This is a genomic window from Pseudomonas sp. GM80, assembly GCF_000282515.1.
Lineage (GTDB): Bacteria > Pseudomonadota > Gammaproteobacteria > Pseudomonadales > Pseudomonadaceae > Aquipseudomonas.
This window is the reverse complement of record NZ_AKJD01000179.1, coordinates 1-25,248: the sequence shown is the minus strand read 5'-3', so window position 1 is coordinate 25,248 and position 25,248 is coordinate 1. Positions and strand designations below refer to the sequence as shown.

29 protein-coding genes are annotated in these 25,248 nt (G+C 59.9%); 13 read left to right on the top strand and 16 right to left on the bottom strand.

Annotated features, from left to right (window positions below; genetic code table 11):
* Positions 1-241: 241 nt before the first annotated feature.
* The 6 genes from hemA (at position 242) to PMI37_RS24645 (ending at position 5,603) form a co-directional block, all read left to right on the top strand.
* Complete coding sequence (hemA, locus tag PMI37_RS24670) at positions 242-1,528, top strand: glutamyl-tRNA reductase (RefSeq protein WP_007951716.1); 1,287 nt, start codon at positions 242-244, stop codon at positions 1,526-1,528.
* Complete coding sequence (gene prfA, locus PMI37_RS24665) at positions 1,525-2,607, top strand: peptide chain release factor 1 (RefSeq protein ID WP_008086180.1); 1,083 nt, start codon at positions 1,525-1,527, stop codon at positions 2,605-2,607. Before hemA ends, prfA begins: the two co-directional genes overlap by 4 nt.
* The gene (gene prmC, locus PMI37_RS24660) at positions 2,608-3,438 is read left to right on the top strand and encodes a peptide chain release factor N(5)-glutamine methyltransferase (RefSeq protein WP_008086177.1); all 831 of its coding nucleotides are present in this window, start codon (positions 2,608-2,610) and stop codon (positions 3,436-3,438) included.
* Complete coding sequence (locus tag PMI37_RS24655) at positions 3,432-4,187, top strand: molybdopterin-synthase adenylyltransferase MoeB (RefSeq protein WP_008086176.1); 756 nt, start codon at positions 3,432-3,434, stop codon at positions 4,185-4,187. The genes prmC and PMI37_RS24655 overlap by 7 nt, the downstream gene beginning before the upstream one ends.
* The gene (gene murI / locus PMI37_RS24650; RefSeq protein WP_008086174.1) at positions 4,180-4,971 is read left to right on the top strand and encodes a glutamate racemase; all 792 of its coding nucleotides are present in this window, start codon (positions 4,180-4,182) and stop codon (positions 4,969-4,971) included. Before PMI37_RS24655 ends, murI begins: the two co-directional genes overlap by 8 nt.
* A gap of 113 nt (positions 4,972-5,084) precedes the next feature.
* A complete protein-coding gene (locus tag PMI37_RS24645; protein WP_008086172.1) occupies positions 5,085-5,603 on the top strand; it encodes an acyloxyacyl hydrolase in 519 nt (172 codons plus the stop codon).
* 95 nt (positions 5,604-5,698) lie between these two features.
* Here PMI37_RS24645 and PMI37_RS24640 read toward each other — a convergent pair whose 3' ends face one another.
* The 12 genes from PMI37_RS24640 to PMI37_RS24585 all read right to left on the bottom strand — a co-directional run bounded on the left by PMI37_RS24640 (position 5,699) and on the right by PMI37_RS24585 (position 15,791).
* The gene (locus PMI37_RS24640; protein ID WP_008086170.1) at positions 5,699-6,004 is read right to left on the bottom strand and encodes a YkgJ family cysteine cluster protein; all 306 of its coding nucleotides are present in this window, start codon (positions 6,002-6,004) and stop codon (positions 5,699-5,701) included.
* A 52-nt stretch (positions 6,005-6,056) separates the two neighbouring features.
* Positions 6,057-6,548 carry a DUF2878 domain-containing protein gene (locus tag PMI37_RS24635; RefSeq protein WP_008086168.1) on the bottom strand — a complete coding sequence of 164 codons (492 nt, stop codon included), beginning with the start codon at positions 6,546-6,548 and terminating at the stop codon, positions 6,057-6,059.
* A complete protein-coding gene (locus PMI37_RS24630) occupies positions 6,541-7,806 on the bottom strand; it encodes an SAM-dependent methyltransferase (RefSeq protein WP_008086166.1) in 1,266 nt (421 codons plus the stop codon). Before PMI37_RS24630 ends, PMI37_RS24635 begins: the two co-directional genes overlap by 8 nt.
* Positions 7,793-8,608 carry a DUF1365 domain-containing protein gene (locus tag PMI37_RS24625; protein ID WP_008086164.1) on the bottom strand — a complete coding sequence of 272 codons (816 nt, stop codon included), beginning with the start codon at positions 8,606-8,608 and terminating at the stop codon, positions 7,793-7,795. Before PMI37_RS24625 ends, PMI37_RS24630 begins: the two co-directional genes overlap by 14 nt.
* Entirely contained in the window at positions 8,605-9,852 is a 1,248-nt protein-coding gene (locus PMI37_RS24620) for an NAD(P)/FAD-dependent oxidoreductase (protein WP_008086162.1), read from the bottom strand. Before PMI37_RS24620 ends, PMI37_RS24625 begins: the two co-directional genes overlap by 4 nt.
* On the bottom strand, positions 9,849-10,631 hold the full coding sequence (locus PMI37_RS24615) for an SDR family NAD(P)-dependent oxidoreductase (RefSeq protein ID WP_008086161.1): 783 nt from the start codon (positions 10,629-10,631) through the stop codon (positions 9,849-9,851). Before PMI37_RS24615 ends, PMI37_RS24620 begins: the two co-directional genes overlap by 4 nt.
* A complete protein-coding gene (locus tag PMI37_RS24610; protein ID WP_008086159.1) occupies positions 10,628-11,050 on the bottom strand; it encodes a nuclear transport factor 2 family protein in 423 nt (140 codons plus the stop codon). Before PMI37_RS24610 ends, PMI37_RS24615 begins: the two co-directional genes overlap by 4 nt.
* Entirely contained in the window at positions 11,043-12,488 is a 1,446-nt protein-coding gene (gene phrB, locus PMI37_RS24605) for a deoxyribodipyrimidine photo-lyase (protein WP_008086157.1), read from the bottom strand. Before phrB ends, PMI37_RS24610 begins: the two co-directional genes overlap by 8 nt.
* Before the next feature lie 16 nt (positions 12,489-12,504).
* On the bottom strand, positions 12,505-13,446 hold the full coding sequence (locus PMI37_RS24600; RefSeq protein WP_008086156.1) for a MerR family transcriptional regulator: 942 nt from the start codon (positions 13,444-13,446) through the stop codon (positions 12,505-12,507).
* A complete protein-coding gene (locus PMI37_RS24595) occupies positions 13,446-14,408 on the bottom strand; it encodes a YbgA family protein (protein WP_008086154.1) in 963 nt (320 codons plus the stop codon). Before PMI37_RS24595 ends, PMI37_RS24600 begins: the two co-directional genes overlap by 1 nt.
* A gap of 181 nt (positions 14,409-14,589) precedes the next feature.
* Positions 14,590-14,808, bottom strand: coding sequence for a TIGR02450 family Trp-rich protein (locus PMI37_RS24590; protein WP_008086152.1), 219 nt, complete (start codon positions 14,806-14,808; stop codon positions 14,590-14,592).
* Positions 14,805-15,791: an NAD(P)/FAD-dependent oxidoreductase gene (locus tag PMI37_RS24585; protein WP_008086150.1), complete on the bottom strand. Its 987-nt coding sequence runs from the start codon at positions 15,789-15,791 to the stop codon at positions 14,805-14,807. The genes PMI37_RS24590 and PMI37_RS24585 overlap by 4 nt, the downstream gene beginning before the upstream one ends.
* A gap of 197 nt (positions 15,792-15,988) precedes the next feature.
* Between PMI37_RS24585 and PMI37_RS24580 the strand changes: the two genes are divergently transcribed.
* Entirely contained in the window at positions 15,989-16,891 is a 903-nt protein-coding gene (locus PMI37_RS24580) for a TIGR01777 family oxidoreductase (protein WP_008086148.1), read from the top strand.
* Between the two features lie 13 nt (positions 16,892-16,904).
* Positions 16,905-17,930 carry a ferrochelatase gene (gene hemH / locus PMI37_RS24575; RefSeq protein ID WP_008086146.1) on the top strand — a complete coding sequence of 342 codons (1,026 nt, stop codon included), beginning with the start codon at positions 16,905-16,907 and terminating at the stop codon, positions 17,928-17,930.
* 115 nt (positions 17,931-18,045) lie between these two features.
* Here hemH and PMI37_RS24570 read toward each other — a convergent pair whose 3' ends face one another.
* Positions 18,046-19,320, bottom strand: a complete 1,275-nt coding sequence (locus tag PMI37_RS24570) for a uracil-xanthine permease family protein (RefSeq protein ID WP_008086144.1) — start codon at positions 19,318-19,320, stop codon at positions 18,046-18,048.
* A 2-nt stretch (positions 19,321-19,322) separates the two neighbouring features.
* Positions 19,323-19,961: a uracil phosphoribosyltransferase gene (upp, locus tag PMI37_RS24565; protein WP_007912842.1), complete on the bottom strand. Its 639-nt coding sequence runs from the start codon at positions 19,959-19,961 to the stop codon at positions 19,323-19,325.
* A 174-nt stretch (positions 19,962-20,135) separates the two neighbouring features.
* Here upp and PMI37_RS24560 point away from each other — a divergent pair, with 174 nt between their 5' ends.
* The 3 genes from PMI37_RS24560 to PMI37_RS24550 all read left to right on the top strand — a co-directional run bounded on the left by PMI37_RS24560 (position 20,136) and on the right by PMI37_RS24550 (position 21,648).
* Positions 20,136-20,693 (top strand): hypoxanthine-guanine phosphoribosyltransferase, encoded by a 558-nt coding sequence (locus PMI37_RS24560; protein ID WP_008086142.1) that lies wholly within the window; start codon positions 20,136-20,138, stop codon positions 20,691-20,693.
* A gap of 124 nt (positions 20,694-20,817) precedes the next feature.
* Entirely contained in the window at positions 20,818-21,297 is a 480-nt protein-coding gene (locus tag PMI37_RS24555) for a hypothetical protein (protein ID WP_008086141.1), read from the top strand.
* Between the two features lie 63 nt (positions 21,298-21,360).
* On the top strand, positions 21,361-21,648 hold the full coding sequence (locus PMI37_RS24550; RefSeq protein WP_008086140.1) for a PA4642 family protein: 288 nt from the start codon (positions 21,361-21,363) through the stop codon (positions 21,646-21,648).
* A gap of 221 nt (positions 21,649-21,869) precedes the next feature.
* On the opposite strand, the gene mqo is transcribed toward PMI37_RS24550, so the two are convergent.
* Entirely contained in the window at positions 21,870-23,378 is a 1,509-nt protein-coding gene (gene mqo / locus PMI37_RS24545; protein WP_008086139.1) for a malate dehydrogenase (quinone), read from the bottom strand.
* 401 nt (positions 23,379-23,779) lie between these two features.
* Between mqo and PMI37_RS31925 the strand changes: the two genes are divergently transcribed.
* The gene (locus tag PMI37_RS31925) at positions 23,780-23,959 is read left to right on the top strand and encodes a hypothetical protein (protein WP_157173115.1); all 180 of its coding nucleotides are present in this window, start codon (positions 23,780-23,782) and stop codon (positions 23,957-23,959) included.
* Between the two features lie 126 nt (positions 23,960-24,085).
* Here the strand turns inward: PMI37_RS31925 and PMI37_RS24540 are convergent, their stop codons facing one another.
* Positions 24,086-24,319, bottom strand: coding sequence for a hypothetical protein (locus PMI37_RS24540; protein WP_008086138.1), 234 nt, complete (start codon positions 24,317-24,319; stop codon positions 24,086-24,088).
* Positions 24,320-24,524: 205 nt separating this feature from the next.
* Between PMI37_RS24540 and PMI37_RS24535 the strand changes: the two genes are divergently transcribed.
* Positions 24,525-25,109 carry a YajG family lipoprotein gene (locus PMI37_RS24535; protein ID WP_008086137.1) on the top strand — a complete coding sequence of 195 codons (585 nt, stop codon included), beginning with the start codon at positions 24,525-24,527 and terminating at the stop codon, positions 25,107-25,109.
* The last annotated feature ends 139 nt before the right edge of the window (positions 25,110-25,248 follow it).

Here is a 25,248-nt window from a genome sequence, read left to right as displayed (position 1 = left end):
CTGCGATCTTTTGACGTTGATTGAGACGCGGAGCGTCCCGGGCTGCATTCCCACGCCGAGCGGGGGAACGATCAATCAAAAGATCGCAGCCTTCGGCAGCTCCTACACGGTGGTGTGTACATGAACGAGAATGGATCGCAGCATAAGGTGGATACAATAAGGGCGATAGATATCCAATAGTTGTTCTGAATCTGGCGAAGTAGGACAATTGCCGGCTTCACGTCACCATCAGCGACTTTGAATGGCCTTCCTTGCACTCGGTATCAACCACAAGACTGCTTCAGTAGACGTCCGCGAGCGCGTGGCCTTTACGCCTGAGCAGCTGGTGGAAGCCTTGCAGCAGCTCTGCCGACTGACCGACAGCCGCGAAGCTGCGATCCTTTCGACCTGCAATCGCAGTGAGCTTTATATAGAACAGGATCAGCTGTCGGCGGATATCGTGCTGCGCTGGCTGGCCGATTACCACCATTTAAGCCTCGATGAGCTGCGCGCGAGTGCTTATGTGCATGAAGATGATGCGGCAGTTCGTCACATGATGCGCGTCGCCTCCGGGCTCGACTCGCTGGTGTTGGGCGAGCCGCAGATTCTCGGCCAGATGAAGTCGGCCTACGCCGTGGCCCGCGAGGCCGGCACCATCGGTCCGCTGCTGGGGCGACTGTTTCAGGCGACGTTCAATGCCGCCAAACAAGTGCGCACCGACACGGCGATCGGTGAAAACCCGGTGTCCGTGGCATTTGCTGCGGTCAGCCTGGCCAAACAGATTTTCAGTGATTTGCAACGCAGCCAGGCGTTGTTGATTGGCGCTGGCGAGACCATCACGCTGGTCGCCCGCCATTTGCATGAGCTGGGTGTGAAGCGCATCGTCGTCGCCAACCGCACGCTGGAGCGCGCCAGTCTGCTCGCCGAACAATTCGGTGCTCACGCGGTGTTGCTGTCGGACATCCCGGCAGAACTGGTGCGCAGCGATATCGTGATCAGTTCGACTGCCAGTCAGTTGCCGATTCTCGGTAAGGGCGCGGTAGAAAGTGCACTGAAGCTGCGCAAGCACAAGCCGATCTTCATGGTCGACATCGCCGTTCCCCGTGATATCGAGCCAGAAGTCGGCGAGTTGGACGACGTTTACCTCTACAGCGTCGACGATCTGCACGAAGTGGTCGCCGAAAATCTCAAGAGCCGTCAGGGCGCAGCGCAAGCCGCTGAAGAGATGGTGTCGGTAGGCGCCGATGATTTCATGGTGCGCCTGCGCGAGCTGGCGGCGGTCGATGTGCTCAAGGCCTATCGTCAACAGAGCGAACGCCTGCGCGACGAAGAGTTGCAAAAAGCCCTGCGCCTGCTGGCCAATGGCGGCAACGCCGAAGACGTGCTCGGGCAACTGGCCCGTGGCCTGACCAATAAACTGTTGCATGCGCCCAGCGTGCAACTGAAAAAGCTTTCTGCCGAAGGCCGCCTCGATGCGCTGGCCATGGCCCAGGAACTCTTTGCCCTTGAGGGCTCACCGGATAGCTTTTCGGATAAAAAACCGCAATGAAAGCGTCACTGCACAATAAGCTGGACATCCTCCAGGACCGTTTCGAGGAACTGACCGCGCTGCTCGGCGACGGTGAAGTCATTGCCGATCAGAGCAAATTCCGCGCCTATTCCAAGGAATACGCCGAAATCGAGCCGGTCGTACAAGGCTATAAAAAGCTACTCAGCGTACAAAGCGATCTGGAAAGCGCGCAGGCGCTGCTCAAGGACAATGACCCGGACATGCGTGAAATGGCCGTGGAAGAAGTCCGCGAAGCCAAAGAATCGCTGATCACCCTGGAAGCCGACCTGCAGCGTATGTTGCTGCCGAAGGATCCCAACGATGGCCGCAACGTCTTCCTCGAAATTCGCGCCGGCACCGGTGGCGACGAGGCGGCGATCTTCTCCGGCGACCTGTTCCGCATGTACTCGCGTTACGCCGAGCGTCGCGGCTGGCGCGTGGAGATCCTCTCGGAAAACGAAGGCGAACACGGTGGCTATAAAGAAGTCATCGCGCGCATCGAAGGCGACAACGTTTACGGCAAGCTGAAATTCGAATCCGGCGCGCACCGCGTACAGCGTGTCCCCGCCACCGAATCCCAGGGCCGTATCCACACCTCGGCCTGCACCGTGGCGGTATTGCCCGAGCCCGACGAGCGCGAGGCCATCGAGATCAACCCGGCGGATTTGCGCGTCGACACGTTCCGTTCCTCCGGTGCCGGTGGTCAGCACGTCAACACCACCGACTCGGCGATCCGCATCACGCACATCCCGACCGGCACCGTTGTCGAGTGTCAGGAAGAGCGTTCCCAGCACAAGAACCGCGCCCGGGCGATGGCCTGGCTGTCGGCGAAACTCAATGATCAGCAAACCGCAGCGGCGGCGAATGCCATCGCCAGCGAGCGTAAGTTGCTGGTCGGTTCCGGCGACCGTTCCGAGCGCATCCGCACCTACAACTTTGCTCAGGGCCGGGTCACCGATCATCGCGTCAACCTGACCCTGTATTCCCTCGATGAAATTCTCGCCGGTGGCGTTGAAGCGGTGATCGAGCCGTTACTGGCCGAATACCAGGCTGACCAACTCGCCGCGATAGGTGAATAAATGACCATCATTGCCAGCCTGTTGCGCGCCGCCGAACTGCCGGACTCGCCCACTGCGCGTCTGGACGCCGAATTGCTCCTGGCCGCCGCACTGGGCAAGTCGCGCAGCTTTCTGCACACCTGGCCCGAGCGCATCGTGCCGAGTGACGCGGCGCTGACCTTTGCCGAATACCTGCAACGTCGCCGTGGCGGTGAGCCGGTGGCCTACATTCTCGGTCAGCAGGGTTTCTGGAAACTCGATCTGGAAGTCGCGCCGCACACGCTGATCCCGCGCCCGGACACTGAATTGCTGGTGGAAGCGGCGCTGGAATTGCTCCCCGCGACCCCGGCCACAGTGCTCGATCTCGGTACCGGCAGTGGCGCAATCGCCTTGGCCTTGGCCAGCGAGCGTCCGGCGTGGAAAGTCACGGCGGTGGATCGCGTACTCGAAGCCGTGGCCCTCGCCGAACGCAATCGCCAGCGCCTGCATTTGAACAACGCCACGGTACTCAGCAGCCATTGGTTCAGCGCGTTGGAAGGTCAGCGGTTTCAGTTGATCATCAGCAACCCGCCGTACATTGCCGCCGCCGATCCGCATCTGGTCGAAGGCGATGTGCGCTTCGAACCGGCCAGCGCCTTGGTCGCCGGTGAAGACGGCCTCGATGATCTGCGCTTGATCGTCGCTCAGGCCCCGGAGTATCTGCAGGCCGATGGCTGGCTGATGCTCGAACATGGCTATGATCAAGCCGAAGCCGTGCGTGATCTGTTGCTGACGCGCGGCTTTGAAGAAGTCCACAGCCGCACCGATCTGGGCGGCCATCAACGCATCAGTCTGGGACGCCTGCCGTGCTGAATGATCAGGAATTGCTGCGCTACAGCCGGCAGATTCTGCTGCAACACATCGACATCGATGGCCAGTTGAAGCTCAAGGACAGTCGCGTGCTGATCGTCGGCCTCGGTGGTCTCGGCGCGCCGGTAGCCTTGTACCTGGCGGCGGCCGGTGTCGGTGAATTGCATCTGGCGGATTTCGACACGGTCGATCTGACCAACCTGCAACGGCAGATCATTCACGACACCGACAGCGTCGGCATGAGCAAGGTCGACTCGGCGCTCAAGCGTCTGGGCGCGATCAATCCCGAGATTCAACTGATCGCCCATCGTCAGGCACTGGACGAGGATTCCCTCGCCGCCGCCGTGGCAGCGGTGGATCTGGTGCTCGACTGCTCGGATAATTTTTCCACCCGTGAGGCCGTCAACGCTGCGTGTGTAGCTGCGCGCAAACCGCTGGTTAGCGGTGCGGCGATTCGCCTGGAAGGGCAACTGTCGGTGTTCGACCCGCGTCGCGATGAAAGCCCGTGTTATCACTGCTTGTACGGCCACGGCAGCGAAGCCGAATTGACCTGCAGCGAAGCAGGTGTGGTCGGGCCTCTGGTGGGTCTGGTCGGCAGCCTTCAGGCGTTGGAAGCGTTGAAGGTGCTGGTCGGTTTCGGCGAACCGCTGGTAGGCCGTCTGTTGCTGATCGATGCACTGGGCTCGCGTTTCCGTGAGCTGCGCGTCAAGCGTGATCCGGGTTGCAGCGTCTGTGGCTCGCGCCATGCGTGAAGCGCCGATCGGCGTGTTCGATTCCGGGGTCGGCGGCTTGTCGGTACTGGCAGAAATCCAGCGCTTGCTGCCCAATGAGTCGCTGCTCTATGTCGCCGATTGCGGGCACATTCCCTACGGTGAGAAAACCCCGGAATTCATTCGCCAGCGCTGCAGCGTGATGGCCGGTTTTTTCCGCGAGCAGGGCGCCAAGGCGTTGGTGTTGGCCTGCAATACCGCGACCGTTGCCGGTGTCGCCGATCTGCGGCGTGATTTTCCCGATTGGCCGCTGGTCGGCATGGAGCCTGCGGTCAAACCGGCGGCTGCCGCGACCCGCAGCGGTGTGGTCGGCGTACTCGCCACCACCGGCACGTTGCAGAGCGCCAAGTTTGCCGCGTTGCTCGATCGCTTCGCCACCGATGTGCGCGTGATCACCCAACCTTGCCCCGGGCTGGTCGAGCTGATTGAAAGCGGTGATCTGCACAGCGCTGCGTTGCGCACGCTGCTGCAACGTTATGTCGATCCGCTGTTGGCCAGCGGTTGCGACACGATCATTCTCGGCTGCACCCACTATCCCTTTCTCAAGCCGATGCTCAAGTCGATGATCCCTGCGGACATCAGTTTGATCGACACCGGCGCCGCCGTGGCGCGGCAACTGCAGCGCTTGCTGGCTGAACGCGAGCTACTCGCTGAGGGGCCAAGTCAAGCAGCGAAGTTCTGGACCAGCGCCGATCCGGGTCATTTCAGAAAAGTCCTGCATGTGCTGTGGCATTCGTCTGGCAGCGTGCAACCGTTCGATTTGTAAAAATAATGTGAAACAAACATGGAAATAGGCTGAACTTCTGTTGAAGCGCAGATTTCTATAGCGTTGAATTACCTTAAAAACCAAACGATCGTTCCGGAAAAGGAAGTTTCAAAGTGAAGCGACTATTCTGCTTGGCCGCGATTGCGGCCGCACTGATGGGGCAAAGCATTACCGCACAAGCTGCAGGCGTTGAATTCGCCGTTGGGGCCACCAGCGACTCAACCATGACCTACCGCCTGGGGATGAATTTCGATTGGGACAAGAGCTGGCTACAGAGTGACGTCGGTCGCCTGACCGGTTACTGGAGCGGCGCCTATACCTATTGGGAAGGCGACAAGACCTCCAGCAACAACAGCCTGTCGTTCTCGCCAGTGTTTGTTTACGAGTTTGCCGGCCAGTCGGTCAAACCGTATATCGAAGCGGGAATCGGCGTTGCCGCGTTCTCCAACACCAAGTACGAATCCAACAACATTGGCGGCTCCTTCCAGTTCGAAGACCGTCTCGGTTTTGGTCTGCGTTTCAATGGCGGGCATGAAGTCGGGATCCGTGCCACGCACTATTCCAACGCCGGCCTGGCCAGCAGTAACGACGGCGTAGAAAGCTACGCGCTGCACTACACAATGCCGTTGTAAGCAAGATCAAAAGATCGCAGCCTTCGGCAGCTCCTACAGGTGAAACTCATTCCCATGTAGGAGCTGCCGAAGGCTGCGATCTTTTGTTTTTGGGATCAGCGATACGCGGTGGTGATGCCTTGGCGTTCTTCGATGCACTCGGGCGCGCCCATTTCGAATTCACGGCAGATCAGCGGGCGTTTTTCGTAAATCGTGCACATCATCGTGTCGCGATCCAGCGCCGCGCACCAGCCGTCGTCCAGACGCAACATCACTTCGCCGCCCCACTCATCGGTATCGATAAAGCGATCAGGCACGCCGGTGTCGGTGATCAGCATCACTTCGAGCTGGCAGCAGCACGCCGCGCAGGTTGAGCAGGTGACGGCAGGCTCGGTGATTTGCTGGTGGGGAATGGTCTTCATGGCGGCAGTGTAAGGCAGTCGCTGCGGTGCGTGTGAATGGTCTGACAGACGCTCAGCCAGCCAACCGCCGCGCCATGGTGTGCAAAAGCGGAAACAACAGTGCCCAGAGCAGGCCGATGCCAATCAGCGTCGATAATTCGCCGTAGGGGAATTGCACCCCGGCCAGTCGTCCTCCGCCGTAATACGACAACGCGCCACCGACCGCGCCCAACCCACTTGCCAGCCACCAGGGCCGGCCACTCCATTGCAGACAATGACGCAACGTGGTTGCGAGCAACGCCCACAACAGCATCAACCACAACGGAATCAGTGGCGATTGATCCTGAAACTCAAACACCCCCACCGCACGCAAAACGCTATCCACCGCCGTGCCGACAATCACTACGCAAAGAATCAAACGCCCTTCAGCCGCCCAACTGCTAATCCAGCTCAAATGCACCACCAGCACCGCCAGCGCCAGCAACAACCACAGACTGTTGCCGCCGACCACGCAGGTCAACCAGCCGATCTGGAACAGCACGGCATTGGCGACACGCTCAAGCATCGAAGCGGCCAAGCAGCGGCGCGGTCATCGCGGCGGGTTTGGCCAGCAGCAATTGCGCGGTGCCGATGGTGCGTTCGAGAAATCCTCCTTCGCAGTAGCACAGGTAAAATTCCCACAACCGCAGGAAATAATCGTCGTAACCCAACTCGGTCAAACGACCATGGGCACGGCGAAAGTTCTCGTGCCACAGGCGCAGGGTCTTGGCGTAATGCAGGCCAAAATCTTCCATGTGCAGCAGGTTCATGTCGGTGTCGCGGCTGACCACTTCGAGCATCTTCTGCACACAGGGCAGGGCGCCGCCGGGGAAGATGTAGCGTTGAATGAAATCGACGCCGCGTTTGGCCTGTTCGTAGCGCTGCTCGCGGATGGTGATCGCCTGGATCAGCATCAAACCGTTGCTCTTGAGCAGGTGCGCGCACTGTTTGAAGTAGGTCGGCAGGAAGCGATGGCCGACCGCTTCGATCATTTCGATCGACACCAGTTTGTCGTACTCGCCGGTGAGGTCGCGGTAGTCCTCCAGCAGCAGCGTCACTTGATCCTGCAAACCCAGTTGTTCGATACGCTGGGCGGTGAAGGCGTACTGCTCTTTCGACAGTGTCGTGGTGGTCACGCGGCAACCGTAATTCTGCGCGGCGTAAAGCGCCATGCTGCCCCAGCCCGTGCCGATCTCCAGCAAATGGTCGCTGGGCTTGAGCGCGAGTTTCTGGCAGATGCGCTCCAGCTTGTTCAACTGCGCCTGTTCCAGGGTGTCTTCGGGGGAGAGGAACTGCGCCGCCGAATACATCATGGTCGGGTCGAGAAATTGCTCGAACAGATCGTTGCCAAGGTCGTAGTGCGCGGCGATGTTCTTCTGCGAACCCTTGCGCGTGTTGCGGTTGAGCCAGTGCAGGCCTTGCACCAACGGCCGGCTGAGACGGGCCAGGCCACCCTCCATTGCATCGAGCACGTCGAGGTTGCTGACGAACACGCGCACCACCGCCGTCAGGTCCGGCGAACTCCAGTAACCGTGAATAAACGCCTCGCCCGCGCCGATCGAGCCATTGCTGGCGACCATGCCCCAGACGGCCGAATCCAGGACATGGATCTCCCCGAGCAACGCACTGCCCGGCGTGCCGTACATCATGCGTTCGCCATCCTCGACCACCAGTAGTTGCCCGTGTTTGAGCTGTCCCAATTGGCGTAATACGCCACGGCGCAGCAGCGAACCGGTCAAACCGTTGGTGCTGAGCCGACTGACCGACAGGCTAGAGGATTTCATGGCGGTGCTCCTTGGGAGGCACAGTGGCGGTTTGAAAGCTGCCGTCGGCAGCCTGATGAGCAAAGATCGGTACGCGTTTGAGCAGCAGCCGCAGCGCTTGCCAGTAAATCGCTAGAGCGGTTTTCGCGGTCATCCACGGGAAGCGCCGCAAGTAACGATGCAAGCTGTGACGGTCGAGGCTTTCGCGTTGCAGATTGAGCGTCGCGTCGAACAGTTTGTCCTCGCCCTGCCAGTCGGCCATGTGCACGCCGAGGGTTTGTGCGGCGGGGCTGAAACTCATGCGGTATTCGAGATCACGCGGCAAAAACGGTGACACGTGAAACGCCTTGGCCACCGCAAAATGTTGATGCAGATCTTGCCGGCTGACCGGTGCGCGCGCCGGCAACACGTAGTGATAACGCTCGCGCCATGGCGTGTTGGTGACTTCACAGACAATTGCCGCCAGTTGCCCGTCGGCTTCGTGGCAATAGAAAAAACTCACCGGATTGAACGACAAGCCCCAACTGCGCGCCTGGGTCAGCAGGCAGACTGAGCCTTGTGGTTCGTGGCCGATGGCCGCAGCGACCTGTTGGCGCACGGCATCGATCAAGCGTATGCCGCGTCCGGTAAAGGTCTTCAGGTAATCGGTCTCGCGAAAAGAAAATGGCGCAAAGCGACTGCGCCCCGCCAGCGGCGATAACGCCAGCACCGCGTCCTGCTCGCTCAGGTCGAGATAGAGCAAGCCGATCTGGTAGCGGAATGCATGCTGGCGCGGCGAAAAGCGCCGATGGCCGATCCAGCCGCTGTACAGGGCGCTGTTCATAGGGTTTCCCCGAACGCCGAGGCCACGCGCAAGGCGCTGACCACGCCGTCTTCATGGAAACCGTTGGCCCAATAGGCGCCGCAATAATGCGTGTGTTGCGCACCGTCCAGTTCCGTCCAGCGATGCTGTGCCGCCACCGCCGCGAGGCTGTATTGCGGGTGGGCGTAGGTGTATTTGGCGAGCACTTTGAACGGGCTGATGCCGGCACTCTGATTGAGGCTGACGCAGAACGTGGTATCGCTCTGAATGCCTTGCAGAATGTTCATGTCGTAAGTGACTGCGGCGTGAGTATGGCCGGGGCCACCGAGGCGATAATTCCAGCTGGCCCACGCCAGTTTGCGTGTCGGCAGCAGGCGTGTGTCGGTGTGCAGCACCACTTCGTTATCGGCGTAGGGCAGGGCGCCGAGGATTTCGCGTTCGGCATCGCTGGGGCTGGCGAGCAATTGCAGCGCCTGATCGCTGTGGCAGGCGAACACCACTTTGTCGAAATGCTCGATCCCGGCCGGGCTGTGGATAACCACGCCGTGTTCATCGCGATCGACGCGCGTCACCGGGCAACTGAGGCGGATCTTGTCTTTGAACGAAGCGCTCAGCGGCGCCACGTAGGCGCTGGAACCGCCTTCGATGACCTGCCATTGCGGACGATCACTGACCGACAACAGTCCGTGATTCTTGAAGAAGCGCACGAAAAACTGCAGCGGGAATTTGAGCATCTCGGCCATCGGCATCGACCAGATCGCCGCGCCCATCGGCACGATGTAATGCAGGATAAAACGCTCGCCGTAGTTGCCTGCTTTCAGGTAGTCGTCGAGGGTCATGTCGCTGGCGATGCGCAGTTCGGCGAGGTCGCGCTGAGCTTCTTTGTTGAAGCGCAGAATATCGCGCAACATGCCCCAGAACCCCGGCGACAACAGATTGCTGCGCTGGGCGAACAGGCTGTTGAGGTTGTTGCCGTTGTATTCCAGGCCGGTGTCCGGATCGCTCACCGAGAAACTCATTTCAGTCGGTTTGAACGCCACGCCGAGTTGGCCGAGCAAACGGATGAAATTCGGGTAGGTCCAGTCGTTGAACACGATGAACCCGGTGTCCACCGCGTACTGCTGGGCGTCGACCGTCACCTCCACCGTGTGCGTGTGGCCACCGACCCAGTCGCTGGCCTCGAACACGTGCACGTCATGTCGACGATTGAGCAGGTAGGCGCAGGTGAGCCCGGCTATCCCGCTGCCGACGATGGCGATTTTCATGCCGGATCCCGCAGCGGCGGCGACTTGCGCACCATGCGCTTGCCGATCGCCAGTTGCAGCCTGGCGGGGAGTTTCGACAACGGCCACAGCGCGGCCATGAACAAGGCCGGAAAGGCGATTTCCAGCGGACGGTCCTTGAGTTTGGTGAAGATATGCCGCGCGGCTTTATCCACAGGCCAACTGAGCGGCATCGGAAAATCATTCTTGGCGGTCAGCGGCGTTTCGACGAAACCGGGGCTGACCACGGTGACTTCAATGCCTTCATCCGCCAGATCTATGCGCAGCGATTCGAACAGGTAACGCAGCCCGGCTTTCGATGCGCCATAGGCTTCGGCTCGCGGCAGCGGCAGGTAGGTCACCGAACTGGCAACGCCGATCAGGTGCGGCGCGGTGCCTTTGCGCAACAAGGGCAGGGCGGCTTCGATACAGTAGCTGCTGGCGAGCAGGTTGGTGCGCACCACGTGCTCGATGATCGAGGCATCGAATTGCTTGGCGTCGACATATTCACAGGTGCCGGCATTGAGAATCACCGAGTCCAGCGAGCCCCAGATCTCGGCGATCTGTTCACCGATTTCGCGCACGGTCTGGCTGTTGGTCAAATCCCCCGGCACCACCAGCACCTGGCCGGGATAGCGCTGCGACAAGACCTTGAGCGGGGCGGTTTGGCGAGAACTCACTGCCAGGTGCGCCCCGGTTTTGAGAATTTCTTCAGCCAGCGCCGCGCCGATGCCACTGCTGGCCCCGGTCAACCAATAACGCCGTGGAGGTGTACGACTCATCCCATTCTCCTTTTTAGCCAGGTGATCACCCGGCCCAATACGGGTAAATGCTCATACAACAGCGCCCCGGCATCGAAATAGTCCCGGTGGCGATAAACCTTGTCGCGCCAGAGCAGGTGCGAGCAGCCGCTGACGCGAATCACCTGGCCACCCGCCAGACGCGGGTGGCGATAACTCATGACCCAGCGCAGATAACCTTCGCCGTCGCCGATCTGATCGAAGCCATGAAAATCAAAACGCAACTCGCTGACATTGGCGTACAGCTCGCTGAAATAATTGTGCAGTTGCTTCAGTCCCTGCACTTCGTGCAATGGGTCGGTGAAATGAATGTCATCGCTGTACAGCTCGCCCAGGCGGTGCAGGTTGTCTTTGTTCAACTCGCAGAATTGTTGGGCGAAGCGGCGCAGGAACTCACTCATCATCGCCCTCCATTACCGTGCGCGATGGCAGGCTCTTGAAGGCGGCCAGTGCGCGCTCGCGTGAGGCGCTGAGGTTGACGATGGGCGACGGATAATCGGCGACGCCAAACAGCCCGCCGAGGCTCGCCGGGTTGTGGATTTGCTTTTTGTTCAGCCCGGCCAGTTCCGGTAACCAGTGCTTGATGAACAGGCCTTCGCTGTCGAATTTCTCCGACTGGCTCAGCGGGTTGAAAATCCGGAAGTACGGCGCGGAGTCGGTGCCGGTCGATGAACTCCATTGCCAGCCACCGTTGTTCGCCGCCAGGTCGCCGTCGATCAGATGGCGCATGAAAAAGCGTTCGCCTTCGCGCCAGTCGATCAACAGGTTTTTGGTCAGGAACATTGCCACGACCATGCGCAGACGGTTGTGCATCCAGCCGGTTTCGAGCAATTGGCGCATCGCCGCGTCGATGATCGGCAGGCCGGTGCGCGCTTCTTGCCAGGCGGCAAGCTCCTCTGGCGCATCACGCCAGGCCAGCGCCTCGGTTTCCGGGCGGAAGGCGCGGTGGCGCGAGACTCGTGGATAACCAACCAGAATGTGTTTGTAGAACTCGCGCCACAGCAGCTCGTTGATCCAGGTGACGGCGCCGACCTTGCCGCTTTCGAACTCGCCCTGATTGCTTTGCAGCGCGGTGTGCAGGCATTGGCGTGGCGAGATCACGCCCGCCGCCAGATAGGCGGAGAGTTGACTTGTGCCGGGTTTGGCCGGGAAGTCGCGTTCGCTTTTGTAGTAATCGATTTGCGCGTCAGCGAAGGTGTCGAGGCGGCGCCGCGCTTCTTTTTCACCCGCCGGCCAAAGCGCTTGGAGGGATTCGCTCGGGGTGGCGAAGCCTTTGACCGAATCAGGTATCGGGTCGCTGTCGATCTTGAGTTTCGCCTGCTTGCCCGGCGCCTTGACCAGCGCCGGCATCGAGCGGTGCAGGCGTTCGTAACAGACCTTTCTGAACTGGCTGAAGACCTTGAAGTAAGTGTCGGTCTTGGTCAGCACGGTGCCAGGTTTGAACAGCAACTGATCGAGGTAACTGTGAAATTCGATGCCCTCGGCCCGCAGGATTTCAGCCACTGCAGCATCGCGACGGCTTTCGTGCACGCCGTATTCTTCATTGACGTGAACCGCTTCGACCTGCAGTTCGCGGCACAGTTTGAGCAGTTCCGCCGGGGCGTGATCCCAATGAGTGGCGGTGCGAATCAACAAGGGAATGTTCAGCGCGTCGAGGCTTTGGCTCAGTTCTTTGAGATTGCGCAGCCAGAAGTCGACCTTGCATGCGGCATCGTCGTGATCCAGCCATTGCTGCGGGCTCAACAAGTACACGGCCACGGTCGGGCCGCGGGCTGCGGCGGCCGCGAGGGCGGTGTTGTCGTGTTGGCGCAAGTCGCTGCGCAGCCAGATCAATTGCATGAGATTAAATCCATCATTAAATCAGCCCACACTGAACGAGTGCCTGGTGCGCCGAGAGCGGATCTTCAGCCAGGTACACATCAGTGATCTCGGAAGTTTTTACGGACAACTCGGCGTGGTGGATGCACACCGTTGGTCCGACAATCATTTTTGGACAACTGACTCCGTTCAGTAGCTTGGGGAGCTGCGCCAGGTTCATGGCTTTGCTGGAATACAGCAGTACGCCACGAGCCTGCAGGTGTTCGACCGCCAGCGCCAATTCGCCGGCCGGTAACGGCCAGTCGAAGACTTGCACCGGGCAATCGGCGCTGCTGATCAGCCACGCGCATAGCCACAGGTGAGGTTCCAGTGACAGGTCGGAATGGTTGATCAACAGCAAGGGCGCGGCGTGTAACTGACGATTGTTATGGTAGATGCGCGCGCCGAATTTGCTGCGTAACCAGGAAAAAAAGAACACGCGCTCCATCTGTGCACCAAATTGGCCCTGCCAACGCTGTTCGAGGTCGGCCAGCAGCGGCAGCAGCAACTGCTCGCACAAGGTGCGCGGCGGGTAGAGCGCCATCGCTTGATTGACGCTGTCGTCGAGGTTGCGTTCGTTGAGCTGGATGACCGCCGCCAGCAACGTCTGGCGCAGCGGGTGCCAATCGTTCTCCTCGGTGGGCGTGAAGGCTTGCGGGGTGTCGAGCAGCGGCTTGACCTGACTGACCGCGACGCCACGGTTGAGCCAGGTCAGGATGGTCAGAATCCGTTGCACATGTTCGGCCGAATACAGCCGATGTCCCTTGGGTGTGCGTTGCGGGATGACCAATCCATAACGTCGCTCCCACGCGCGCAGGGTGATCGCGTTGACGCCGGTCTGTCGCGCAACTTCGCGGATCGGCAGCCAGCCTTCGTCGAGGGCTTTCTTGAAGTCGGCGCCGAGGTCTTCCTGGGCGCTGGAATCGGGTTTGTCGTTCATCAGATGGCATTTCGCAGGCTGAGGTTTTCCGGGTGCGGCTGCAGGTAAACCTGTTGCGCGATGTACGGATCGGGGTGTTGGCGAAAGTGATGTTTGAGCAGCGTCAACGGCACCACCAGCGGCACGATGCCGAGGCGGTACTGGCCGATGACGTGGACCATTTCCTGTTTGTCTTCGGCGCTGATCACCTGTTTCAGGTAACCGCTGATGTGCAGCAGCACATTGCAGTGAGTGCCGCGCGTGGCGCATTTTTTCAGCGCCGCCATCAGCTCGCTGAAATAACGCGGGCCGAGTTCGGCCGGATCGCTGTGCGCCATGTTGCCCAGCAGTTTGCCCAGTGCTTTGTATTGCAGCGGGTTGTGGGCCATCAGCTGGTATTTGTAGCGTGAGTGGAATTCAGTGAGGGCGCGACGGCTGAGGCCGTCGGCGAGGACTTGCTGCCAGGCGCTGTAGGCGAAGACGCGGGTGATGAAGTTTTCCCGCAGCACCGGATCGTTGAGGCGTCCGGCTTCTTCCACCGGCAAATCCGGGTGTTGTGCGCAGAAGGCCTGGGCGTAGATGCCACGTCCGCCGCCATTAACCGGCGCGCCGTTGGCGTGGTAGACCTTGACCCGTTCCAGCCCGCAGGACGGCGATTGCTGCATGAAGATGTAACCGCAGATGCTCTCGAGTTCGGCGGCCATTTGCTCGCCGTACGCCGCCAGTGGCTGGGTGACGTTGATCGCCGGATTCACTGTGCCGATGGCTTCAGGATTGTCGGGATCACCGACGAGGCGGATCGGCTCGCGGGGAATGCCGAGGCCGATGGCGACTTCCGGGCAGACCGGGGTGAAATCGAAATATTCAATGAGGGTGCGGCTGCACAGGCGTGATTCCTTGTGTCCGCCGTTGTAGCGCACCTCGGCACCCATCAGGCAGGCGCTGATGGCGATTTTCGGTTTGGCGGCGGGAAGGGCGAGCATAAGCACCTCGAATCTAAACCTGTACAGAGATCAATCTCTGTACAACATTGGCTTAGCATAGATTCAAAGGTGTACAAGTCAAATTGTTTGTACAACTTTCTGTAAGAGCTGCCGAAGGCTGCGATCTTTTGATTTTGCTTTTACAACCACAAGATCAAAAGATCGCAGCCTTCGGCAGCTCCTACATGAGCCAACCGATTTTCCAGTGAGTGCTGTTTTGTAGCGCTTGCCAATCGAGGCGTTCAACGCGTTTGGTCAGCACCGCCTGCAACTCGATTTCCAGCACCGTGCCTTCCTCATCGCGGAACAGTTCAGTCACCAGAAAGTGTTTTTCACGGTTCTGCGGGTGGGCTGCTGTCCATTTCGACAGCAGCAATTTGCGCGGGTTGATGCGGTTCATTGCAGGTGTTCGTGCAGGCGACGCGCAGCCTCCTGACCACTTAGCCATGCACCCTCCACACGCCCCGACAGGCACCAGTCGCCGCAGGCGTACAAGCCCAGATCGGCATCGGCCAGCGTGCCCCATTCATGACCCGTCGCCGGGCGGGCATAGAGCCAGCGATGGGCGAGGCTGAAGCTCGGTGCCGGCATCGCGCTGTGCAGCAGTTCAGCGAACGCGCCGTGCAGTTGCTCGATCACCGCTTCCTTGGACAGGTCAATGTGTTGCCGGCTCCACGCGCTGGTCGCATGCAGTACCCAAGTGTCGAGGGTGTTGTCGCGCCCCGGTTTGCTGCGGTTGCGCGCCAGCCAGTCCAGTGGGCTGTCCTGTACAAAGCAGCCCTCAATCGGTGTATCCAGTGGCGTATCGAAGGCGAGGGCGACGGCCCAGGTCGGGTCCATTTTTACTCCGGCAGCGGCGCCGGCGAGTTTCGGCGCGGCGGCCAACAAAGCAGTGGCCTGTGGCGCTGGCGTGGCGATCACCACATGGCTGAAAGGGCCGTGGGTGAAGCCTTCGGCATCTTGCAAATGCCAGTGCTGTTCACCCCGGAAAACCTCAGTGATGCGGCAGGCGAAATGCACTTCCAGACCGTCAAGCAAGCCACGGGTGATGGCGCTCATGCGCGGCGCGCCGACCCAACGGGTCTGCTCGTCCGGCGACAGGTTCAGTTGCCCGCCCTGATAGGTATAGAGCTGCGGCGTCCACTCGGCGACCCAGCCCTGGCTTTGCCAACGCTGTACCTCGGTGACGAAGCGGCGGTCGCGGGCGGTGAAGTATTGCGCGCCCAGGTCCAGCGAGCCGGCGTCGCTGCGTTTGCTCGACATGCGCCCGCCGCTGCCACGGCTTTTATCGAACAGTTGCACGGTATGCCCGGCCTCTGTCAGAGCCTGGGCGGCGGAGAGCCCGGCGATGCCGGTGCCGATGATTGCGATAGGTACAGTCATAGGGGCCTCGTTTACCTTTCTGTACAGACTACGCCGTGATTGAAACCTGTACAATTTTGTTTTCTGGTATAACTTCTAGCGTTCTCGTTCTGACAGCTTGGCCTATGGTTAAACAATAGAGCCTGCCCGATAGAAAAGATCCCTGCTTTTAAAAATAGACTAGTGATCCGGGTTAAACGCCACGCGAGGAAGATGTCATGCACATATTGCTGACCGGCGGTACTGGTTTGATCGGACGTCAGCTCTGCCGGCACTGGTTGGGGCAGGGCCATCGCTTGACGGTGTGGAGTCGCAAACCGGAGAAGGTTGCGAAGATCTGCGGTGCGCAGGTGCGTGGCATTGCGCGTCTCGAAGACATTGGCGAAGAACCGCTGGACGCGATCATCAACCTTGCTGGCGCACCGATTGCCGATCGGCCCTGGACCCATCGCCGCAAGGCGTTGCTGTGGAGCAGCCGCATCACCCTGACGGAATCCTTGCTGGCATGGCTGGAAACCCGATCACAGAAACCGGCGTTGCTGATTTCCGGTTCGGCGATCGGCTGGTACGGCGATGGCGGTGAACGCGAACTGACGGAAGAATCGCCGCCGGTGATCGACGATTTCGCCAGTCAGTTGTGCATCGCCTGGGAAGAAACCGCGCAACGTGCCGAAGCGCAGGGCATCCGTGTGGTGCTGGTGCGAACCGGCTTGGTGTTGTCGGCCGAGGGCGGCTTTTTGTCGCGGTTATTGCTGCCGTTCAAGCTGGGTCTGGGTGGGCCTTTGGGCAATGGCCGGCAATGGATGCCGTGGATTCATATCAACGACCAAATCGCCCTGATTGATTTTCTTCTGCATCGCGATGAGGCCAGTGGTCCTTATAATGCGTGCGCGCCAAAACCTGTGCGCAATCGCGAATTTGCCAAGACGCTGGGCAGCGTGCTGCACCGCCCGGCGTTCATGCCGATGCCGACGCTGGCACTGAAAGTCGGCCTCGGCGAGATGTCTTTGTTGTTGCTCGGCGGCCAGAAGGCTACGCCGGCACGCTTGCTGGAAGCGGGTTTCACTTTCCAGTTCACGGATTTACGCGCGGCCCTGGATGATCTCTCCAGCCGCCTCTGAAATAGGACGTTGCATGACCGATCACGCTTTGCTTCTGGTCAACCTGGGTTCCCCGGCCTCAACCTCTGTGGCCGACGTGCGCAGCTACCTCAATCAGTTCCTGATGGACCCATACGTGATCGACCTGCCCTGGCCGGTGCGGCGTCTGCTGGTGTCGCTGATCCTGATCAAACGCCCGGAGCAGTCGGCCCACGCCTATGCGTCGATCTGGTGGGAGGAGGGCTCGCCGCTGGTGGTGCTCAGCCGTCGTCTGCAACAGCAGATGAAGGCGCAGTGGACTCAAGGCCCGGTAGAACTGGCGATGCGTTACGGCGAACCGTCGATTGAAACCTGCCTGCTGAAACTGGTCGCGGCGGGGCACAAGCGCATCACGCTGGCGCCGCTTTATCCACAGTTCGCCGACAGCACCACGACCACGGTGATCGAAGAAGCCAAGCGAGTGATCCGCGAGAAGAAGCTCGAGGTGAAATTGTCGGTGCTGCAGCCGTTCTACGATCAGCCGGAATATCTGGATGCGCTGGTGGAAAGCGCCAAGCCGCATTTGCAGCAGAATTACGATCACCTGTTGCTGAGTTTTCACGGTTTGCCTGAGCGGCATCTGACCAAGCTTGATCCGACCGGCAATCATTGCTTCAAGAATGACGACTGCTGCAAGAACGCCTCGCCGGCGGTCATGGCGACCTGTTATCGCGCGCAATGCCTGCGCACGGCGGCATTGTTTGCCGAGCGCATGGGCCTGCCGGATGGTAAATGGTCGGTGTCGTTTCAGTCGCGTCTGGGGCGGGCGAAGTGGATCGAACCGTACACCGAAGCGCGGCTGGATGAACTGGGTAAAAGCGGCGTGAAGAAGTTGCTGGTGATGTGCCCGGCGTTTGTTGCCGACTGCATCGAAACGCTGGAAGAAATTGGTGATCGCGGCAAGGAGCAGTTCCGCGAAGCGGGGGGCGAGGAGTTGGTGCTGGTGCCGTGTCTGAATGACGACCGGCAATGGGCGAAGGCGTTGGCAACCCTCTGCGAGCGAGCGCCGCTGGCATTGTGATGATCGTTCCCACGCTCCGCGTGGGAATGCCTCTTGGGACGCTCTGCGTCCAGTGACGCGGAGCGTCACGGGCTGCATTCCCACGCAGAGCGTGGGAACGATCAGATCTAAAGGTTTAGATCAGCGGCTCATCCGCCTTCTTGTTCTTCCAGCCGTCATTGCCCGGCAGGATCAGGTTCAGCGCAATCGCCACCACCGCGCACAGCGCGATGCCTTTGAGGCCGAAGTCGTCCGGGCCAGTCCCGGTGCCGACCAGCACACCGCCAATGCCGAACACCAGCGTCACCGAGACAATCACCAGATTGCGTGCTTCGCCCAAATCGATCTTGTGACGGATCAGGGTGTTCATACCCACCGCCGCGATCGAGCCGAACAGCAGGCACAGAATACCGCCCATCACCGGCACCGGAATGCTTTGCAGCAGGGCACCGAACTTGCCGATGAACGCCAGGGTGATGGCGAAAACCGCCGCCCAGGTCATGATTTTCGGATTGTAGTTTTTGGTCAGCATCACTGCGCCAGTCACTTCGGCGTAGGTGGTGTTTGGCGGGCCGCCGAACAGGCCAGCTGCGGTGGTGGCAATGCCGTCACCGAGCAGGGTGCGGTGCAGGCCCGGCTTCTTCAGGTAATCACGACCGGTCACGCTACCCACGGCAATCACGCCGCCGATGTGCTCAATGGCCGGGGCCAATGCCACCGGAACGATGAACAGGATCGCCTGCCAGTTAAACTCCGGCGCGGTGAAGTGCGGAATCGCAAACCAGGGCGCAGCGGCAATCTTCGCGGTGTCGACCACGCCGAAATAGAACGACATGGCAAAACCGACCAGCACACCGGAGATGATCGGCACCAGACGAAAGATGCCTTTACCGAACACCGCCACGATCAACGTGGTCAGCAGCGCCGGCATCGAGATCAGCATTGCGGTCTGGTAGTGGATCAGTTCCGAACCGTCGCCAGCCTTGCCCATCGCCATGTTCGCGGCAATCGGCGCCATGGCCAGGCCGATAGAGATGATCACCGGGCCAATCACTACCGGCGGCAGCAAACGGTCAATGAAGCCGGTGCCTTTGATCTTCACGGCCAGGCCCAGGAAGGTGTAGACGAAACCGGCCGCCATCACGCCGCCCATGGTCGCGGCGAGGCCGAACTGGCCCTTGGCGAGAATGATCGGAGTGATGAAAGCGAAGCTCGACGCCAGAAACACCGGCACCTGACGCCCGGTGACGATCTGGAACAGAATCGTCCCAAGACCTGCGGTAAACAGTGCCACGTTCGGGTCCAGGCCCGTGATCAGCGGCATCAGCACCAGGGCGCCGAAAGCCACGAACAGCATCTGGGCGCCGGACAGCACCGTGCGCCAGAGCGGATCGTTGAACTCTTGCTGCATGGTTACGCGTCCTTCTGCTTGGTGCCGAAGATCTTGTCACCGGCGTCGCCAAGTCCAGGGATGATGTAACCGTGCTCGTTCAAGCGCTCATCGATGGACGCGGTGTAGATGGTCACGTCCGGGTGAGCTTTTTCTACTGCGGCAATGCCTTCCGGCGCGGCAACCAGCACCATCGCGCGGATGTCTTTGCAGCCAGCCTTTTTCAACAGGTCGATGGTCGCAACCATCGAGCTGCCGGTGGCGAGCATCGGGTCGATGATCATCGCCAACCGTTCGTCGATTTCCGGAACCAGTTTTTCCAGATAGGTGTGCGCTTGCAGGGTTTCTTCGTTACGGGCGACACCCACAGCGGAAACCTTGGCACCCGGGATCAGGCTCAGCACGCCTTCAAGCATGCCGATGCCGGCACGCAGGATCGGCACGACGGTGATCTTCTTGCCGGCGATCTTCTCGACCGACACGGTGCCGCACCAGCCTGCAATATCGTAGGACTCCAGCGGCAAATCTTTTGTAGCTTCATAGGTCAACAGGGCGCCGACTTCCTGAGCAAGCTCACGGAAGTTCTTGGTGCTGATATCGGCGCGGCGCATCAGGCCGAGTTTATGACGGATCAGCGGATGGCGGATCTCGAGGATGGGCATGGAAAAACTCCGGCGGCGGGCAAAAAAACCGGCCTAGATTAATCTATCCGAGGGTGATGTCCTATAGGACATTCTGTACGTTAGTCCATAAAGGCTTGATTCGGCCCCCCGAGATGCGTACCTTTGCCCGCTTTTCGCAGCCATACCCCCCCACATTCCCCCCTGGAGAGCGCCATGTCCGCTGATCTCGAGCATATCCGTCAAATCATGCGAGAGGCTGACTGCCTGTACACCGAAGCTGAAGTCGAGGCGGCCATCGCCCGTGTCGGTGCACAAATCAACGAACAACTGGCTGACAGCAACCCGGTGGTGTTCTGCGTGATGAACGGCGGCCTGATCTTCTCCGGCAAACTGCTGACGCATCTGCAATTCCCGCTGGAAGCGTCCTACCTGCACGCGACCCGTTATCGCAACGAAACCAGCGGCGGCGACCTGTTCTGGAAAGCCAAGCCGGAAGTCTCGTTCATCGACCGCGACGTGCTGATCATCGACGACATCCTCGACGAAGGTCACACCCTGGGCGCGATCATCGACTTCTGCAAACACGCCGGCGCGCGCAAAGTGCACACCGCCGTGCTGATCGACAAGGATCACGACCGCAAGGCGCGTCCTGACCTGAAAGCCGATTTCGTCGGCCTGCCGTGCATCGACCGCTACATCTTCGGTTACGGCATGGACTACAAAGGCTACTGGCGCAACGCCAACGGGATTTTTGCCGTTAAAGGCATGTAAGCAAGATCAAAAGATCGCAGCCTTCGGCAGCTCCTACAGGTTCAATGTAGGAGCTGCGGAACGCTGCGATCTTTTGCTTTTAATCCCATGCTAGAGTGCTCGGCCCCGCCCCCTGGAGCCTGTCATGCGCCTCTTGATCCGCAGCCTCGCCGCCCTGTTGCTGGCCCTCAGCCTGCCGCTGTCCGCCGCGCCGATGCACAGCCAATTCCTGCCGCCGGACGATCTGACCGTACGCGATGCCGAGCCCGAGCAGCAGCAACTCATGCAGGTCACCGACTATTCCGTTGTGGTGGGCGCGCAACGCCAGTCCAATCAGCAACCGATCCCGGTCACCTCGCCGCTGCTGATCCGCCTCAAGGGCAAGTCCCTGAACAAGGGCGCGACCATCACCCAGGTATTGGTCAATTTCGATGGCGAAAGCAAAAGCCTGAAAAAGCCGATCTACGACGACAAGAGCAAAACCCTGACGTTGTTTTATCCACAGGCCCAATACCGGGTGATCATCGATTTGCTGCGCAATGACACCGTGTATGTGCAGTTCCTCAGTTACGCCAATGGCCATATCTGGGCCGATTTGCACACCGGCAGCACGCGTTCGCGTTGAGCCCGGCGGCAGGGCAGGGGTAAACTGCCCGCCCCGTGTAATGTCTGCGAGCTGGAGTCGGCAATGCGTAAAGATAAGAAACAAGTGATTGGTGACGAGATCGGCGATGAGCAGATCAAGCTGTTCCTCGATTTTGAGCCGGTCGACGCCACTTCGCCGTCGCTGCACAAACTGATCAAGGCTTACCGTGGCTTGCGCATCGATGACTTCGAGCGCTTCCTGGGCTTCTTCGTTGCAGCTGGCTACGACGTCGATGGCAAGGACGAGCAGGGCAAGACCTTTGTTGACCTGATCGCCGATCAGCGCAACGCGCCGGAATACATCGAACTGATCGAAAAGTCCCGCACGTGAGGTATCCCCAATAACTGTGGCGAGGGGATTTATCCCCGTTCGGCTGCGCAGCAGTCGCAAAATCAGTGAGTGCGGTTTGCCTGACACACCTTATCAGCAGGTTTTGGGGCCGCTTCGGCCCAGCGGGGATAAATCCCCTCGCCACAGAAGTCTTGCCAATGTTCACGCGTAAAAAAACGCCCCGCACTCTCTGAGTCCGGGGCGTTTTTTATGCGGCGTGATCAAGCGTAGCTTGGTGTCTCGCTGCTTTCTTCAACCAGTTCCAGCGCGATGTTGTTCTGCGTGTTGATCTTGCGATACAGCGCAGCATCGGTCTCCAGCACCTTTTCACGGGCCGGGAAGATCTCGGCCAGTTTGCCAGCCCACTCACCCTTGGCCTTGGCCGGGAAGCACTTCTCGATCAGTTCCAGCATGATCGAAACGGTCACCGAGGCACCCGGCGAAGCACCGAGCAGGGCGGCGAGGGAACCGTCCTTGGCCGACACCAGTTCGGTACCGAACTGCAGGATGCCGCCCTTTTTCGGGTCTTTCTTGATGATCTGCACCCGTTGGCCGGCCACTTCCAGGCGCCAGTCTTTGGCTTTTGCTTCAGGGTAGAAACGGCGCAGGGAATCCAGACGCTGCTCCATCGACTGCATCACTTCGCTGACCAGGTACTTGGTCAGGTCCATGTTGTTTTTCGCCACGGCCAGCATCGGCCCGATGTTGCCGGCGCGAACCGACAGCGGCAGGTCCATGAAGGAACCGTGCTTGAGGAACTTGGTGGTGAAACCGGCGTATGGCCCGAACAGCAGGGATTTCTTGCCGTCGACCACGCGGGTGTCCAGATGCGGCACCGACATCGGTGGCGAACCCACGGCGGCTTGGCTGTAAACCTTGGCCTGGTGGTGTTTGACCACTTCCGGGTTGTCGCAACGTAGCCACTGGCCGCTGATCGGGAAGCCGCCGAAGCCTTTGCTTTCTTCGATGCCCGACGCCTGCAGCAACGGCAGCGCCGCGCCACCTGCACCGAGGAAGACGAACTTGGCGTCGACTTCACGGGTGTTGCCGTTGTTGACGTCCTTGATGCTGACGGTCCAGCCGCTGCCGTTACGCTTGAGGCCAGTCACGCGCTTGCAGTATTTGACCTGAGTGTCGGGAGCGCTGGTCAGGTGCTTGAGCAACTGATTGGTCAGCGCGCCGAAGTTGACGTCGGTGCCGTTCATCACGCGGGTCGCAGCGAGGACTTCGTCCGGCGAGCGGCCCGGCATCATCAGCGGCATCCACTCGGCCATTTTGGCCTTGTCTTCGGTGTATTCCATGTCGGAGAAAGCGTGGTGCTTGCTCAACACGTCAAAGCGTTCCTTGAGGAACGACACACCTTTGTCGCCCTGGACGAAACTCAGGTGCGGTACCGGGCTGATGAAGGATTTGCACGAGCCGAAGGTGCCTTGCTTGGTCAGGTACGACCAGAACTGCTTCGACACCTCGAACTGGGTGTTGATGTGCACGGCTTTCTTGATGTCGACGGTGCCATCAGCGGCTTGCGGCGTGTAGTTCAGCTCGCACAGGCCGGCGTGACCGGTACCGGCGTTGTTCCACGGGTTGGAACTCTCCGCAGCACCGGAATCCATCAGCTCGACGACTTCCAGCTTGATCGCGGGGTCGAGCTCTTTGAGCAGTACGGCAAGGGTGGCACTCATGATGCCGGCCCCAACCAGTACTACGTCGACTGCTTCGTTATGCGCCATTTAACGCGTCTCCAAAATCTGCAGCACCAAATTGTCGGCATGGCTGCCAGGCGTTCCGGGACAGATCAGTTATGCCCCAGCTATCCGTGGTCAGGTCGCCATGTCCGAATCTTCGCAATTTTTCGCAACTTCGACGGATGCGTGCGGCCAGGCTTCAAGAGCTCCATGAACTCATTTCAGCACGTGGCTGGCAATTCGACTTATGGTCGAGACATCCGTTTTTGTGCAACCAAATCCGTAGCGGACAGGCTTCAGGCTCCGATATTCGAGGTATACCCGGTCCTGTGTCGTTGGGCTGTTTCAGACGCTAATGGTGCATGTTCAGACGCAAAACTTTTCATTTGCTCGCCACACTCTTGTGAAGTTGTGAAAACCCGTTTTTTTCACGCTCTTTTGAAGACGTGAACCTCAAAAAAGGGCTGTCCGGGCTTGGCACCATGCCCGAGGGCAAAAACAACGCGGCGGCCGAGCGTCATGACAGCTCTGCAGATTCGCGAAAAGCGGGGTTTTTGCCGGAAGAACAGGCAAGCGCGCCAACTTCACTCGATCTGTGTGGGCGGCTCTCTGTGGGCGATTTTTGATGTCGATGCATGTGCATTGACGCTGTTGCGGGGCCCGATCAGGAGACGTCCTTATAATCGGGGGGAGATTGTATCGAAGAAATGCGGGCAGTTGCTCGTGTTTAATGACTTTTATTAGGCATCCGGTCAGATGCTCAACATCGCCTGCACCCGTGCGCGGGGCTGCGACACCATGACGCGGGCGCTGGCGGGCAGTGGCTGGTGCAACCAGTTGAGGCGAATTTCCTCGATTTCCACCCAACCGTCGCCCATCGGTTGCAGGCTGCACTGCTTGAATGCCTGGCAATGGCCGTTGCGGTCGAGCAGGGCGAAGCTGCGGTGCAGCGGACGAGGGGCGAACAACGAGATCAGATAACGCATGGTCGAGTACCTTGTTGGAGGACTGGTTTGGAGGTTGGCAAAGGGCCGTGACGTCAACGTGTATGACAGGTGAACAATCTGTGACAGGAACCGCGTTCGGCAGGGTTTGTCAGACATTGCAGTATTCGCTGTCGGGTGCTGGTGACCCGCAGTGGCCCACCGCTATACTGCCGGCCTGTTTGTGCCTGATTCTGGAGAGAAGAGCATGTTGCAACGCCTGTTGTTCGGTTTGATCACTGTGGCCGGTTTGACCCTGGCCGGCTGCGCCCACAGCCCGCAACAACTGAATCCGGAGCCGAAGCTGACCACGCAGTTGCCTGCGGTCGGCCGTGGCCAGCCCGTTGTCGTGCGTGTGGTTGACGGTCGTCCGTCGCCAACCCTCGGCACCCGTGGCGGCCTGTACCCGGAAACCAGCGCCATCACCGTGCAGCGCGAGCAGATCCTGCCGAAGTTGCAGGCTCAGGCTGAAGCCGCCGTGCGTCTGTTGGGCTTCACCCCGACCAACAACGCGCCGAATGCGCCGCAGCTGACCGTGACCCTGGCCGAGCTGAAATATCAGTCGCCAAAAGAAGGCATGTATGTGACTGAAGCGACCATCGGCGCGACCTTCCGCTCCGACGTGCAGAACGCCAACCGCCGTTACAGCGGCCGTTACGGTGCGTCGCTGGACCAGCGTTTCGGCATGGCGCCGAACCAGGAAACCAACACCAAGCTGGTGAGCGATGTGTTGAGTGATGCGCTGACGCGTCTGTTCAAGGACCCGACCGTGGGTCAGGTGCTCGCCGAGTAAGCTGTCGGCAGATGCAAAAAAGCCCGGTGCCAGTGATGGCCCCGGGCTTTTTCATGCAGATCGATTCCCTGTAGGAGCTGCCGAAGGCTGCGATCTTTTGATCTTAAAACCAACATCAAAAGATCGCAGCCTTCGGCAG

What these genes read in the sequence shown, in the direction of transcription:
- PMI37_RS24630 (WP_008086166.1), bottom strand. Translation starts at nt 7,806, where the DNA reads ATGAAATCCTCTAGCCTGTCGGTCAGTCGGCTCAGCACCAACGGTTTG.
- PMI37_RS24635 (WP_008086168.1), bottom strand. Translation starts at nt 6,548, where the DNA reads ATGCTTGAGCGTGTCGCCAATGCCGTGCTGTTCCAGATCGGCTGGTTG.
- PMI37_RS24615 (WP_008086161.1), bottom strand. Translation starts at nt 10,631, where the DNA reads ATGAGTCGTACACCTCCACGGCGTTATTGGTTGACCGGGGCCAGCAGT.
- PMI37_RS24590 (WP_008086152.1), bottom strand. Translation starts at nt 14,808, where the DNA reads ATGAACCGCATCAACCCGCGCAAATTGCTGCTGTCGAAATGGACAGCA.
- PMI37_RS24620 (WP_008086162.1), bottom strand. Translation starts at nt 9,852, where the DNA reads ATGAAAATCGCCATCGTCGGCAGCGGGATAGCCGGGCTCACCTGCGCC.
- PMI37_RS24570 (WP_008086144.1), bottom strand. Translation starts at nt 19,320, where the DNA reads ATGCAGCAAGAGTTCAACGATCCGCTCTGGCGCACGGTGCTGTCCGGC.
- PMI37_RS24560 (WP_008086142.1), top strand. Translation starts at nt 20,136, where the DNA reads ATGTCCGCTGATCTCGAGCATATCCGTCAAATCATGCGAGAGGCTGAC.
- PMI37_RS24625 (WP_008086164.1), bottom strand. Translation starts at nt 8,608, where the DNA reads ATGAACAGCGCCCTGTACAGCGGCTGGATCGGCCATCGGCGCTTTTCG.
- upp (WP_007912842.1), bottom strand. Translation starts at nt 19,961, where the DNA reads ATGCCCATCCTCGAGATCCGCCATCCGCTGATCCGTCATAAACTCGGC.
- PMI37_RS24600 (WP_008086156.1), bottom strand. Translation starts at nt 13,446, where the DNA reads ATGAACGACAAACCCGATTCCAGCGCCCAGGAAGACCTCGGCGCCGAC.
- prfA (WP_008086180.1), top strand. Translation starts at nt 1,525, where the DNA reads ATGAAAGCGTCACTGCACAATAAGCTGGACATCCTCCAGGACCGTTTC.
- PMI37_RS24610 (WP_008086159.1), bottom strand. Translation starts at nt 11,050, where the DNA reads ATGAGTGAGTTCCTGCGCCGCTTCGCCCAACAATTCTGCGAGTTGAAC.
- PMI37_RS24595 (WP_008086154.1), bottom strand. Translation starts at nt 14,408, where the DNA reads ATGCTCGCCCTTCCCGCCGCCAAACCGAAAATCGCCATCAGCGCCTGC.
- murI (WP_008086174.1), top strand. Translation starts at nt 4,180, where the DNA reads ATGCGTGAAGCGCCGATCGGCGTGTTCGATTCCGGGGTCGGCGGCTTG.
- PMI37_RS24540 (WP_008086138.1), bottom strand. Translation starts at nt 24,319, where the DNA reads ATGCGTTATCTGATCTCGTTGTTCGCCCCTCGTCCGCTGCACCGCAGC.
- PMI37_RS24535 (WP_008086137.1), top strand. Translation starts at nt 24,525, where the DNA reads ATGTTGCAACGCCTGTTGTTCGGTTTGATCACTGTGGCCGGTTTGACC.
- mqo (WP_008086139.1), bottom strand. Translation starts at nt 23,378, where the DNA reads ATGGCGCATAACGAAGCAGTCGACGTAGTACTGGTTGGGGCCGGCATC.
- hemA (WP_007951716.1), top strand. Translation starts at nt 242, where the DNA reads ATGGCCTTCCTTGCACTCGGTATCAACCACAAGACTGCTTCAGTAGAC.
- prmC (WP_008086177.1), top strand. Translation starts at nt 2,608, where the DNA reads ATGACCATCATTGCCAGCCTGTTGCGCGCCGCCGAACTGCCGGACTCG.
- PMI37_RS24585 (WP_008086150.1), bottom strand. Translation starts at nt 15,791, where the DNA reads ATGACTGTACCTATCGCAATCATCGGCACCGGCATCGCCGGGCTCTCC.
- hemH (WP_008086146.1), top strand. Translation starts at nt 16,905, where the DNA reads ATGACCGATCACGCTTTGCTTCTGGTCAACCTGGGTTCCCCGGCCTCA.
- PMI37_RS24640 (WP_008086170.1), bottom strand. Translation starts at nt 6,004, where the DNA reads ATGAAGACCATTCCCCACCAGCAAATCACCGAGCCTGCCGTCACCTGC.
- phrB (WP_008086157.1), bottom strand. Translation starts at nt 12,488, where the DNA reads ATGCAATTGATCTGGCTGCGCAGCGACTTGCGCCAACACGACAACACC.
- PMI37_RS24580 (WP_008086148.1), top strand. Translation starts at nt 15,989, where the DNA reads ATGCACATATTGCTGACCGGCGGTACTGGTTTGATCGGACGTCAGCTC.
- PMI37_RS24555 (WP_008086141.1), top strand. Translation starts at nt 20,818, where the DNA reads ATGCGCCTCTTGATCCGCAGCCTCGCCGCCCTGTTGCTGGCCCTCAGC.
- PMI37_RS24550 (WP_008086140.1), top strand. Translation starts at nt 21,361, where the DNA reads ATGCGTAAAGATAAGAAACAAGTGATTGGTGACGAGATCGGCGATGAG.